Annotated in this window: 11 protein-coding genes; 6 read left to right on the forward strand and 5 right to left on the reverse strand. The window is 70.8% G+C overall.

Going from position 1 to position 12,494, the window contains the following annotated elements; all coding sequences use genetic code 11:
• Window positions 1-3: 3 nt before the first annotated feature.
• Window positions 4-1,236, reverse strand: a complete 1,233-nt coding sequence (locus VSH64_RS06370; protein ID WP_326834537.1) for a threonine synthase — start codon at window positions 1,234-1,236, stop codon at window positions 4-6.
• Between the two features lie 397 nt (window positions 1,237-1,633).
• Here VSH64_RS06370 and VSH64_RS06375 point away from each other — a divergent pair, with 397 nt between their 5' ends.
• Window positions 1,634-2,362, forward strand: coding sequence for a hypothetical protein (locus VSH64_RS06375; protein WP_326834538.1), 729 nt, complete (start codon window positions 1,634-1,636; stop codon window positions 2,360-2,362).
• Window positions 2,363-2,493: 131 nt separating this feature from the next.
• On the opposite strand, the gene VSH64_RS06380 is transcribed toward VSH64_RS06375, so the two are convergent.
• The gene (locus VSH64_RS06380; RefSeq protein WP_326834539.1) at window positions 2,494-3,363 is read right to left on the reverse strand and encodes a substrate-binding periplasmic protein; all 870 of its coding nucleotides are present in this window, start codon (window positions 3,361-3,363) and stop codon (window positions 2,494-2,496) included.
• Between the two features lie 163 nt (window positions 3,364-3,526).
• Window positions 3,527-4,096 carry an SGNH/GDSL hydrolase family protein gene (locus tag VSH64_RS06385; protein ID WP_326834540.1) on the reverse strand — a complete coding sequence of 190 codons (570 nt, stop codon included), beginning with the start codon at window positions 4,094-4,096 and terminating at the stop codon, window positions 3,527-3,529.
• Between the two features lie 60 nt (window positions 4,097-4,156).
• On the opposite strand from VSH64_RS06385, the gene VSH64_RS06390 reads away from it, so the two are divergent.
• On the forward strand, window positions 4,157-5,062 hold the full coding sequence (locus VSH64_RS06390; protein ID WP_326834541.1) for a cyclase family protein: 906 nt from the start codon (window positions 4,157-4,159) through the stop codon (window positions 5,060-5,062).
• A gap of 33 nt (window positions 5,063-5,095) precedes the next feature.
• On the opposite strand, the gene VSH64_RS06395 is transcribed toward VSH64_RS06390, so the two are convergent.
• Window positions 5,096-5,761: a GntR family transcriptional regulator gene (locus VSH64_RS06395; protein ID WP_326834542.1), complete on the reverse strand. Its 666-nt coding sequence runs from the start codon at window positions 5,759-5,761 to the stop codon at window positions 5,096-5,098.
• A 256-nt stretch (window positions 5,762-6,017) separates the two neighbouring features.
• Between VSH64_RS06395 and VSH64_RS06400 the strand changes: the two genes are divergently transcribed.
• From VSH64_RS06400 to VSH64_RS06415, 4 genes are all read left to right on the forward strand, one after another.
• Entirely contained in the window at window positions 6,018-6,848 is an 831-nt protein-coding gene (locus tag VSH64_RS06400) for an alpha/beta hydrolase (protein ID WP_326834543.1), read from the forward strand.
• 184 nt (window positions 6,849-7,032) lie between these two features.
• On the forward strand, window positions 7,033-7,815 hold the full coding sequence (locus VSH64_RS06405) for an amino acid ABC transporter permease (RefSeq protein WP_326834544.1): 783 nt from the start codon (window positions 7,033-7,035) through the stop codon (window positions 7,813-7,815).
• A gap of 73 nt (window positions 7,816-7,888) precedes the next feature.
• Window positions 7,889-8,620, forward strand: a complete 732-nt coding sequence (locus VSH64_RS06410) for an amino acid ABC transporter ATP-binding protein (RefSeq protein WP_456062101.1) — start codon at window positions 7,889-7,891, stop codon at window positions 8,618-8,620.
• Between the two features lie 24 nt (window positions 8,621-8,644).
• Window positions 8,645-10,108 (forward strand): serine hydrolase domain-containing protein, encoded by a 1,464-nt coding sequence (locus VSH64_RS06415; RefSeq protein WP_326834546.1) that lies wholly within the window; start codon window positions 8,645-8,647, stop codon window positions 10,106-10,108.
• Window positions 10,109-10,175: 67 nt separating this feature from the next.
• On the opposite strand, the gene VSH64_RS06420 is transcribed toward VSH64_RS06415, so the two are convergent.
• On the reverse strand, window positions 10,176-12,473 hold the full coding sequence (locus tag VSH64_RS06420; protein WP_326834547.1) for an aminotransferase class III-fold pyridoxal phosphate-dependent enzyme: 2,298 nt from the start codon (window positions 12,471-12,473) through the stop codon (window positions 10,176-10,178).
• Window positions 12,474-12,494: the final 21 nt, after the last annotated feature.

The following is a 12,494-nucleotide window of genomic DNA, read 5'->3' on the forward strand; positions in this document are numbered from 1 at the left end:
CGGTCACCTCGTCCGGATCGGTCGGGCCGGGATGGCGTCGGTCTTGGCGAGCAGCGGCGCGTCGACCGCCAGCGTCTCGGGGTACTTGATGCCGGCGCCGGTGTTGAGGACCACGACCTCGTCGTCCTCGCTCACCCAGCCGGATTCGCGCAGCTGGTCCAGCGCGGCGAAGCAGGCCGCGCCCTCGGGACAGATGAACGCGCCTTCCAGCGCGGCCAGCCGGCGCTGCGAAGCCAGCAGCTCCTCGTCGGTCACCGCGATCGCGGTGCCCTCGGTGGCGCGGACGGCGTCGAGCACGAGGAAGTCGCCCAGCGCCTTCGGCACGGTGATGCCGAACGCGACCGTGCGCGCGTCGGGGAACAGCTTGCTCTCCGTCGCGCCCGACTTGAAGGCCTCGACGATCGGCGCGCACCCGGTGGCCTGCACCGCGACCAGGCGCGGCAGGTCACCGGAGATCCAGCCCAGCTCCTGCATCTCCAGCAGGGCCTTGTAGATGCCGATGATGCCGACGCCGCCGCCGGTCGGGTAGAGGATCACGTCGGGCACGCGCCAGCCGAGCTGCTCGACGATCTCGTAGCCCATCGTCTTCTTGCCCTCGAGCCGGTAGGGCTCCTTGAGGGTGGACACGTCCTGGTAGCCCTCGCGCTCGGCCACCGCGGCGCCCACGAGCTTGCCCGCGTCGCCGATCAGGCCGTCCACGCGGTACAGCTCGGCGCCGGCGGCGAGGCACTCCTTCATGGTGATCGCGGGCGCGTCGTCGGGCATCGCGATGAGGCTGTCGAGCCCGGCGCGGGCCGCGTACAGGGCCCAGGCCGCACCGGCGTTGCCGTTGGTCGGCATGGCCACGCCGCGCACGCCGAGCTCGGCCGCGCGCGAGACGCCGACCGCGGCGCCGCGGGCCTTGAACGAGCCGGTCGGCACCAGGCCCTCGTCCTTCATGAGCAGCTTCGGCACGCCGGACTGCTTGCCCTGGTTGGGCAGCGGCAGCAGCGGGGTGAGGCCTTCGCCCAGGCTCACGATGTTGTCGCGCGAGCGGACCGGCAGCACCTCGTGGTAGCGCCAGAGACTGGGTTCACGCGCCGCGATGTCGGCCGGCGTCACCGTTTCCCGCACCCGGTCCAGGTCGTAGCGCGCGAGCAGCGGCGCTCCCACAGCCGAGGTGCCGGCCACCTGGTCCGCCTCGTATCGCTCCCCGGTGCGGGAGCACTCCAGGTGGGACAGGTTCGAGAACGACATGCCGTCTCCAGTTCGTCGGGTCGGGAATCCCCGAGAGTTTGGATCCAAAACGGCGGCACGTCAACCGGGGGCACCCTTCGGGATCGGTTCCGAAGGCTGCGCGGCCGTGCCCGGCCAAGCCGCGGTGATCATGGAAAACGGGCCCGGAACAGTGTCACGGCGGCCTTGCCCACCGTGACGAAAGGGCCGGGAAATGGTGTGGGCCGCGGTGTCAATGGCGGCTAGCCGGAATCTCGACACCGCTGCTGACCTGCATCTATCGGTGTTGATCTGTGCGGACCATCACTTGACGGTGACATTCCTGTGTCCGATTCGTAATGTCGAGGCCGCTTCGCGTGCGCCGTTTCCCCCGAATTCGCGGCGTGCGTTCCCCGAGCGAAGAAAATGGTGCAGAAGGATGTCCCCCAGACATCGCTCCCGGTCGCTGTCGTGGCGACTGCCGGCCGGGATCGGCGTTCTCGCCGCTCTCGGACTGGTTGCCGTCGTGTGGCTGACCGGTGCTCTCCCGGGCGGTGGAGAAGTCTCCGCCGCCGACAACCTGGCGCTGAGTGCGCCCCACCCCCGGTCGAGTGTGCCGACGAGCGCGCCGGCGACGAGCTCACCCCCGACGAGCTCGTCGCCGGCGACCCCGACCACGCCGAGCGCGACCAGCACGACCCCGAGCACGTCCACCTCGGCCGCGTCCCCGAAGCCGACGTCGAAGAAGCCGGTCGCCAAGACCAAGCCGAAGCCGCCCGCCACGGCGAAGATGACGGTGTCGGCCGGCAAGGCGTGTTCGTCCACTCTGGCCGGTGCGCAGGCGAACGCCGCCCAGGTGGGCAACCACATCCTCACGAAGTTCAAGGTGAGCTCGGTCGGCGGCCGGGCCGGCCGCGCGGGCGCGAGCGACCACCCGGCGGGTCTGGCGCTCGACTTCATGGTCGACACCACCACCGGCAACGCGCTCGCCGCCTACGTGCTGGCCCACCAGAGCCAGTTCGGCGTGACGTACGTGATCTGGCGCCAGCGCTACAACGACGGCAGCGGCTGGGACCCGATGGAGGACCGCGGCAGCCCGACCGCGAACCACTTCGACCACGTGCACGTGTCGTTCAAGGCCGGCGCCAAGGTGTCCGTCACCTGTTGACGACGCCCGACCCGGTGACCCGAAAAGGGGTTCCCGGCCACTGATTCCACAGTGGACGAGAACCCCTTTTCGGCCGCCGGCACCGCGCGCCGCGGGGAGGAGCCGCGGCGCCGGCGGAGACCCCGTTCCGGCTACGGGGTCGGCTTGCCCTGCTTCTCGATCTGCTGCTGGATCGACGGCCAGAACTGGTACATCTGCGTCGGGTACGGCAGGTTCGGGAAGTACTTCTGGTACAGCTTCAGGAACGTGCCGTCGTTCGCGAGCGCGGTGAGCTCGGTGTTGTAGGCGTCGAGGAACTTCGTCAGCTTCTTGTTCACCGCTTCGGCGCCCGGCTGGTCCTGCGGTGAGGTCAGCGCGACCTTGAGCTTGCCCGGGTGCTCGGTGAAGATCTGGCCCACGTGCGTGGAGCCGAGCACCATCGCGTCGAGGTTGCCCGCGAGCAGCTGGTTCACGCCCGCGCCGTCGGTGGCCTCGGACACCAGCTGCGAAGTGGTCATCTTCTTCTTCGCGAAGTCTTCCTGCGTGCTGTTCGCGCCGGCGCCCACGCGCTTGCCGGCCAGGTCCGGAATGGACTTCGCGGTCGAGCTCGCCGGGACCACGACCACGTTCTGGCCCCAGAAGATCGCCTTCGTGAACGCTACGCTCTTCTTGCGTTCGTCGCTCGCCACCAGGCCCACCGACATCAGGTCGTACTGACCGCTGGTGAGGCCGGGCAGTCCGGCTTGGACGGTGGTGGTCTTGTACACGATCTTGAGGTGCATCCGGTCGGCGATGAGGTTGTTGAGGTCCACGAGCATGCCGACCGGCTTGCCGCTGGCGTCGGGGGACACGAACGGGTAGTCGCCCGCCGTGACCGCCGCGGTGATGGTGCCGGGCTGGGCGAGACCGAAGTCGTCGCCGGCCGCGGTGTCGCTCCCGCCGCCGCACGCGGTCACGGAGGCGGCGGTGAGGGCGGCGAGGCCGAGCGCACCGAGCGCACGCCGCAGGGGAAGTCGGTTCATGGGTCTCCTTCGCCAGAGCGGGAGGGAAGTCAGAAGAGGGGAAATCGCGGAGCGCTGACGTTGGGGCGGAACTATAGGCTATAGAACTTCAGACCGTCAACGGGTTGTAGTCCCGGCTTCAGAAAGCCGGCGCTCGGCTGGATCAGTGCAGGTCGGAGCCGGTTCAGGCGGCCGAGATCCGCCGGGCGAGGGCGGAGATCACGAGCCGGTAGGCGTCCCCAGTGAGGTGCAGACCGTCCTCGTGCACGGGTTCGCCGGCCGCGATCAGCGGGGCCACGGCGGCGTCGGTGTCCACGGCGTTCGGGGCCGTCACGACCTCGCGCAGCACGCGGCGGTAGGTGTCGAGCACGGTGTTGGTGCGCCCGCGCTTGCCGACCCCGTCGATCTCCTCGATCGAGGGCGGCAGGAACCCGATCAGCGTGGCCGGGGCGAAGGCTTCGGCGATCGTGTGCAGGTTCCGGGTGTACGCGTCGAGCTCCACCAGCCGGTCGGGCGCGCAGTCGTTGGCACCGAAGGACAACACCACCACGTCCGGCTCGGTTTTCGCGATCGTGGCCGCGCGGCGCGCGCCGTCGTCGCTCTTCCAGCCGCCGGCGGCGCAGTTGAACACGAGCACGTCGCCGGCCTCGGCCTCGAGCTGGTCGATACGGGGCTTGGTGAACCGGCCCAGCATGCTGTCGCCGAACAGGACGATCTTCCGCACCGCGGTCGCCGCCTTTCTCGTGGTTGACATTCTGGTACTTGTGGCTTAGAAAATACCAACATTCGGAAGTGAAGCGGAAGAGGAGCGGCCGTGGCGCGTGACTGGACCCGCGCCGAGGTGGAGCAGCAACTGCACGGCCGCAGCAACTGGGGCCGATGGGGTGCGGACGACCAGATCGGCACGGTCAACCTGATCACCGCGGCCAAGCGCGCCGAGGCGGCGGCGCTGGTGCGCACGGGCCGGACGGTGTCGCTCAGCCGGCCGTTCCCGACCCGTCCGCAGGTGGACAACCCGCGCCCGGCCTCGCACTACACGACCAAAACCCCGCGGGGCACCGGCGGGATCTCGGGTGACTACTACGGCATCGAGTACCACGGGGTGGCCGCCACCCACGTCGACGCGCTCTGCCACGTGTGGGACGAGCGCGGCCTCTGGCAGGGCCGCGACCCCGACGTGGAGCTCACCTCGCGCGGCAGCCGCTGGGGTTCGGTGGACCACTGGCGCGAAGGGATCGTGACGCGCGGCGTGCTGCTCGACGTGCCCGCGTTCCGCGGCGAGCCGTACGTGACGCTGGACCGGCCGGTGACCGGCGAAGAGCTCGAGCAGATCGCGAAGGCGCAGGACGTGACCGTCGGCCCGGGCGACGCGGTGGTGGTGCACTGCGGCCGCGACGCGTGGGACCGCGAGCACCCGCCGTGGGGCACCGAGGACAGCCGGCCCGGCCTGCACGTGTCCTGCCTGGAGTTCCTGCGCGACCACGACTGCGCGGTGCTCGCCTGGGACATGCTCGACCGCGCCCCGAACGACGGCGGTGTGCCGTGGACCGTGCACGGCGCGATCTTCGCCTACGGCCTGGCCGTGGTGGACAACTGCGCGCTCGAACCGCTGGCCGCCGCGTGTGCCGAGCAGGGGCGTCACGAGTTCCTCTTCCTGGTCGCGCCGCTCGTGGTCGAGGGCGGCACGGGCTCGCCGGTCAACCCCCTGGCCTTGCTGTGATCGTGGTCGAGCCGCTGGGGCCCCTCAGCCCGCTCAGGCCTCCAGTGCGGCGATCGCCCGGCGGCCCAGGCTGCCGAGCACGTGCTTTTTCATGGTCCGCTCGGCCGTGCGCGCGTCTCCCGCGATCACGGCCTCGGCGATCTCGATGTGCTCGCGCCGCACGCGTTCCTGGTCCTGCGGGGAGTCCGGTTTGGACCGCAGGCCGATCATCCGGTAGCGGTCGGCCTTGTCCCACAGCCCTTCCAGCAGCGTCATCAGCAGCGGGTTGTGCGAAGCCGTGTAGATGCTGCGGTGGAACGCGCGGTGCACGAGCAGCGACTCGAAACCGGTGGACGTGCTCAGTGGCTCGAGCTCCTTGAGTGCGGCCTCGATCGCCGCGATGTCGGCGTCGGTCCGGCGGGTGGCGGCGAGCTTGGTGGCCAGCGGGTCGAGGCGTTCGCGCACCTCGAAGAGGCTGCGGGCCTCCTCGGCGTTGAGCCGGCTCACCCGTGCGTCGCGGTGCGCGTCGATCGTCACGAGCCCCTCGGCGTCGAGCCGGCGCAGCGCTTCGCGCAGGGGAGTGGTGCTCACGCCGAGCTCGGCCGCGAGCTGTTCCTGGGAGATGGACTGGCCCGGGATCAGCTCACCGGCCAGGATGCGCCGGCGCAGCTCCTCGTAGACGTACGCGTTCTTGGTGAGGGCTGGGCGAGGGTTGGTCATCGGCCTGGCAATCTCTCGGCGCGGACAGAGGGAGCCGCAAGGATAGCGGTCACCGGCCCGCTCGGCGGGCAGGCTGTGGGCTGCGGCCTGCATCCTGTTCTCCCGGTTGGGCGGCCGCGAGGGGCCGGCTTCCCGGGACTTGTCGCATCACACAGTCGTCTTGGGTCGTTCGGTGATTCTATAGCCTATATCTTCTTCGTGCGTAGTCCGTGCGGGCACGATCTCGTGCCCCTGAACCCCGAGGAGCCCGGCCGCCATGACCGCCACCACCGAACCCGACTCGCAAGGGGCCCACTTCCTCGGTGCGACCCCGTTTTTCGCCTCGGGCCACGACCAGCGCCTGTCGTACGGCCTGTTCGTGCCCCACGACCACACCCCGGACGCGAAGCCGCTGCCGCTGGTCGTGGTGCAGCACGGCACCGGCCGCTCGGCCGAGCGCTACCGCAACCAGTGGGCCGACTTCGCGACCGCGCACGGCTGCGTGATCCTCGCGCCGCTGTTCCCGGCCGGCATCGGCCGGCGGCGCGAGCTGCACAGCTTCAAGTTCCTGGAGTACGACGGGATCCGCTTCGACGAAGAGCTGCTGCACATCGTCGACGAGGTCGGCGAGGAGTTCAACACCGAGACCGAAACCTTCTTCCTGCACGGTTTCTCCGGCGGCGGGCAGTTCGCGCACCGGTTCTACTACGCCCACCCCGACCGGCTGGCCGGGATCTCGATCGGCGCGCCCGGCCGGATCACGCAGCTCGACGAGTCATTGCCGTGGTGGCTGGGCACGGCCGGGTTCCGCGAGAAGTTCGGCATCGACATCGACCTCGAGGCCCTGCGCCGCGTGCCGGTGCAGATGGTGGTGGGGTCGGCCGACGTGGAGACCTGGGAGATCAACAACGCCGGCGGTCCGAACTGGATGGACGGCGTGGAGAAGACCGGCCGCACGCGGATCGAGCGCATCGAGGTGCTGCGCGACAGCTTCGAGCGCAACGGCATCCCGGTGCGGTTCGACGTGGTGCCCGGCGTGGCCCACCAGGGCAGCGCGGTGATCCCCGTGGTGCAGGACTTCGTCGCCGGGCTGCTGGCCACCCGGTGAGCAGCACTGAAGCGCGCACTTCAACCGTTGACTCTGTTGTCGAAACTGCTACCGTGAGCGCCACGCCACCGATATAGTCTATAAGGCGAGCTGCCGGCCGGTACCGTCGCCGATCCCGTGAGCCGGGGTTCGGGTTGTCGTTTCGGCGGTCCGCGGCCGACCTGAGGTAAGGACACCTGGTCCCATGGGCGATTTCCTGCATTCCTTCTTCGACATCCACCAGATCCTCGCCGTGCTGCCTTCGCTGCTCGGGGAGGGCCTGCGCAACACGCTGATCATCGCGTCGCTCGCGCTGGTGCTGGGGCTGGTGGTGGGCCTGCTGCTGGCGCTGCTGCTGATCTCCCCGCGCTGGTGGCTCCGGCTGCCCGCGCGGGTGTACGTGGACGTGTTCCGCGGGCTGCCGGCCATCGTCACGGTGAGCCTGATCGGCATCGGGCTGCCCTCGGCGGGCGTGCGCCTGTTCGGCCAGTCGCCGATGGGGTACGCGATCCTCGCGGTGGGCCTGATCAACGCGGCCTACATCGCCGAGATCTTCCGCTCGGGCATCCAGAGCGTGCCGGCGGGCCAGACCGAAGCCGGGCGCAGCCTCGGCATGAGCCACCTGAGCACGCAGCTGCTCGTGGTGGTGCCCCAGGGCATCCGCAACGTGCTGCCGGCGCTGGCGAACCAGTTCATCGTGGCAGTGAAGGAGAGTTCGCTGGTGTACCTGCTCGGGCTGGCCGTGGGGGAGCGCGAGCTGTACTTCATCGCGCAGCAGGCACAGTCCATTTCGTACAACTCGTCGTCGTTCGTGGCGGCGGGCCTGGTGTACATCGTGTTCACCGTGCCGCTGACGCACCTGGTGAACTGGTTCGACAAGCGGCTGCGCGAAGGCCGTCGCCCCACTGGTGGCGGTGGTGGCGACGCGACCGCGGCGCCGCCGCCGCTGGTGCCCGTCGGCGCGACCGGATTCGAAGCGGGGGCCTGAGACCATGGAGCAGAGCACAGTGGCCGCAGATCGCCAAGCCGAAGCCGAAACGACAGCCGAGGCGAAAACCGACGTGCCGGCGATCGAGCTGGTCGACATCCGCAAGTCGTTCGGCGTCGTCGAGGTGCTCAAGGGCGTGTCGGCCACGGTCGCGCGCGGCGAGACGGTGTGCCTCATCGGCGCTTCGGGCTCGGGCAAGTCGACGTTGTTGCGGTGCGTGAACCTCCTGTCACCGCCGACCTCGGGCACGATCCGGCTGCACGGGCAGGCGATCACCGACCCGAAGGTGGACCTCAACGCCGTGCGCTCGCGCACCGGCATGGTGTTCCAGCACTTCAACCTGTTCCAGCACAAGAGCGCGGTGGACAACATCGCGCTCGCGCTGCGGCGGGTGCGCAAGATGTCGCGCGAGGAAGCGCGGGAACGGGCCCTGGCGCAGCTGGACAAGGTCGGCCTGCGATCGCTCGCGTCGGCGCGGCCCTCGCACCTGTCCGGCGGGCAGCAGCAGCGCGTGGCGATCGCGCGGTCCCTGGCGATGGAGCCCGACATCATGCTGTTCGACGAGGCCACCTCGGCGCTCGACCCCGAACTGGTGAAGGGCGTGCTCGACGTGATGCGCGACCTCGCCACGGCGTCGGGGATGACGATGATGGTGGTGACGCACGAAATGAACTTCGCGCGCGAGGTCGCCGACCGCGTGCTGTTCGTGGACAGCGGCGTGATCGCGGAGGACGGGCCGGCTCGGCAGCTGTTGAGCGACCCGCGCACCCCGCGACTGAAGTCGTTCCTTTCGCAAGTCCTGTAGGCAGTTCGCACGAGAACGGTGAGCATGAACAACGCTTTCCCCGACCCCTCGCTCGACCCGGGTCCGGTCCACGCCCTCCTCGAAACCCTGGCCTCGCGGGGCATGCGCGTGCATTCGCTGCTCGTGCACCGGCACGGCCGGACGCTGCTGGACCTGTGGCAGTGGCCGCACGAACCCGGGCTGCGGCACAAGATCCACTCGGCCACGAAGAGCTTCACGTCCGCGGCCGTCGGGTTCGCCGAGGCCGAGGGTCTGCTCTCGCTCGACGACCCGGTGGTCGGGTTCTTCGAGGACCGCCTGGTCGGGGAGATCGGCGAGAACCTGAGCCGCATGCGCGTGCGCGATCTGCTCACGATGTGCACGGGCCACGCGCGCGGGCTGTCGGGCGCCACCACACGCCTGCGCCGCACGGGCTGGGTCGGCGAGTTCCTCGAAGAGCCCGTGGTCGACCTGCCGGGGCGCAACTTCACCTACAGCAGCACCACGAGCCACGTCCTGTCGGCGATCGTGCAGCAGGTGTCGGGACAGCCGGTCGACGAATACCTGCGGCCGCGGCTGTTCGACCCGTTGGAGATCACGGACTACACGTGGGAACGCGACCCCGAGGGCGTGTCCAGCGGTGGCAACGGGCTTTCGCTGCGCCCGCGCGATCTGCTGAAGTTCGGCGTGCTGCACCTCGAGGACGGCGTGTGGGCCGGTTCGCGGGTGCTGCCGGCGGGCTGGGTGCAGAAGGCGTCGGCGCTGCACGTGCGGCGCGCGATCAGCGGGACCTGGAACGGCAAGGAACTCGTGCCGCCGGATCCCTCCGTCGTCGCCGAAGAGGGTTACGGCTACCAGTTCTGGACGACCGAAGCCGGGATCTACAGCGCTTCGGGCATCTTCGGCCAGGAATGCATGGTTTTCCCGCGCCACGGCGGCGTTGTCGTGATCACCGGCGCGATGGGCGACGGCAGCTACCACGACCTGCCGGGCCTGCTGCGCTCGGCGTTCACCGCGGCGTTCGAGAGCCCGGCCCGCGAAGGAGCGGCCGAGCTGGCCGCCTGGGTCGATCGCGCTCGCGAACCGGAAACCCTCGCTCCCGAAGCCCTGCGTCCCGGTTTCACCGCGACCTACGACTTCGAACCCAACGAACAGGGCCTGGTGTCGCTCGGTGTCGAGGTCCGCGACGGCTCGGTGCACCTCGACGTGGAGGACGAGCTCGGCCGCCACCCGATCGACCACGGCGTGGGCACCTGGACCCGCCAGGACACCGGCGTGAGCGTGTGGCGCCTGCACCACTCCTACCAGGACCCCTCGGCCGCCGTGCTCGCCGCCGCCGAGTGGCCGGCCCCCGACGCGCTGCGGCTCACGTGGCACTTCCTGGAGTCGCCGTTCCTCGACCGGCTCGACCTGACCTTCGACGCCACCGGGGTGACCGTCGGCCACGCCACGAACGTGAACTCCGGGCCGACGACCCTGCCGCCGGCCCGGGGCGTGCTCCGGAAGTAGTCACCAGCACGGCTCCCGGCCGTGGGGTCTGCCGCGTCGACGGCGGGCCCCACGGCCGGTTTCAGTTTCAGCCCCGCAGCGCGGCGAGGGCGCGGCGGAGGCGTTCGAGGAACTGGCTCGCGTGCTCGTCCTCCCAGACCAGCGGCGGGCGCACCTTCAAGACGTCGCCGCGAGGTCCGGTCGAACCGGCGAGCACACCCTGCCCGACCAGCTCCGACAGCAGGGCCCGGGCGACCTCACGAGAAGTCGCCGCGCCCGAGCCCCGCACGTCGATCCCCGCCAGCAGGCCGACGCCGCGGACATCGCCGAGCAACGGTTCCTCCGCGGCCAGCGCGCGCAGGCCCTCGCGCAGGAACTCGCCGGTGGCGGCGGCGCGGGCGGGCAGGCCGGTGAGGGTGAGGATGTCGAGGACGGCGTGCCCGGCTGCGGCGGCGGCCGGGGTGGCGGCGAAGGTGGAGAAGTACTCGTAGCTGCCGGCGAGCCGGTCGGCGATTTCCCGGCGGGTGACCACGGCGCCGATCGGATACCCGGCGCCCATCGGCTTGCCGAGGGTGACGAGGTCGGGGGTCACGCCGGCGAGCAGGAAGCGCCACAGCTGCGGACCGCTGCGGCCGTAGCCGGACTGGACCTCGTCGGCGAGGTAGAGCGCGCCGGCGGTGTGGGCACCCGAGACCAGGCCGGCCAGGAACCCGGCCGGGAAGTCGAGGATGCCTTCGGAGGTGAACTGCGAGTCGGCGAGGACCAGCGCCGGCTGTTCGCCGGCGGCGTGCAGCTGCTCGGCGGCGAGCCGGATCCGTTCGGCGGCCGCGGTCTCCGTCAGCGAGGCCGCCGGGCCGTGTGGGGCCTCGAACGTGGCGACGTGCGCCGGCCGGTAGCCGGGCGGCCACTCGTTCGAGCTCAGGTCGGCCATCCACTTCGACGCGCCGTGGTAGGCGTGCTCCGCGATCACGGCCGCGCCGCCGCCGGTGTATTCGGTGGCCAGGCGCCAGGCCAGCTCGTTGGCCTCGGTGCCCGATGTCGTGAACAGCACCGTGTCCAGCTCCGCCGGCAGGGTGGCGAGGATGCGCTCGGACAGCTCCACGATGGCCGAGTGCAGGTAGCGCGAGTGCGTGTTGAGCCGAGCCAGCTGTCCGCTCACGGCCTGGGTCACGGCGGGGTGCGTGTGGCCGATCACGGCGACGTTGTTGTACGCGTCGAGGTAACGCGCGCCGTCGCGGGCGTGCAGCCACGGTCCCTCGCCGCCCACGATCTCCAGCGGCCGGCGGTAGAACAGCGGCGAAAGCTTGCCGCCCATGGCCTCCGCGCGCCGCGCGGGCAGGCTGTCCGGCGAGAGGGCCGCCGTGAGGTCCCGCGTGCCCGCCAGGCGCGCCAGCCGGTCGGCCAGCTCCCGCACGGACAACGCCGACAGCAGGTCGAGCGCCTGCTCGCTGTTGGTGTCGTACTGCGTGATGTAGCGGTGGTTGTCCGCGTGCGGCCCGCGCCGCGTCGCCGACACCGCGAGCGTGGTGAGCAGCCGCGCGATCACGAGCTCGCCCAGCACCGCCACCTCGGCCGGCGAGAGCGCGCGGTGGCGCTGGTAGCCGCGCAGCACGGCGTCGGTCAAGCGCCACAACCGATCCGCGTCGCCACCGCTGAGCCGCAGCACCGAGGTGAGCGTGACGGCGAGGTCGGTCACGGCGGCGGTGTGGTGCATGTCGCCGAAGTCGATCACGCCGGTCACGGCACCGCGCGAGGCCAGCACGTTCGTGAGTGTCACGTCGGCGTGCTGCACGCCCGAAGGCAGCGTGGCCGTGGCCGCCAGCGCCGGCGCGACGCGCTCGGCCAGCTCACCGAGGCGTCCCGACGCGATCCCGGACCCCGCCAGGACCTCGGGCATCCGGCGGATGTCCCAGAGCAGCGTCCGCCCGGCTGAGGGGTGGAAGAATCCCTGCAGCGCCACGGAAACGCGGGCGGCGACCGCGCCGACCTGCTCGGCGAGCGCGGGCTCCAGCGGCGCGCCTTCGAGCGGCTTGCCGGGCAGCAGCGTGATCAGGCGTGCGAGGCATTCGCGGCCGGCGTCGTCCCGCGGGTGCGCCACGAGCTCGCCGGCGGTGGTCGCCACCGTCTCGGGCACCGGCAGCCCGGGGTCGGCGGCGTGCACCTGCTCCAGCGCCCGCGTCTCCATGTCCACGACGTCGGCCTGCTCGGCGGGGTTCGAGATCTTGAGCACGAACCGCCCGTCGACGAGCACGTTGAGGTCGCGTTCGCTGTCGAGCGGCTCGAGCCGCGGGTCGGTGAGCGCCCAGTGCTCGCCGAGCACGGCGCGCAGGCCGTCGGCCGAGAACTTCGGGGCCGGCTCGGCGAAGATGCCGCTGGCGGTGGTCATGCGGGGTGGGTCCTTTCCCGG

This window comes from Amycolatopsis rhabdoformis (assembly GCF_035918295.1).
Taxonomy (GTDB): Bacteria; Actinomycetota; Actinomycetes; order Mycobacteriales; family Pseudonocardiaceae; genus Amycolatopsis; species Amycolatopsis rhabdoformis.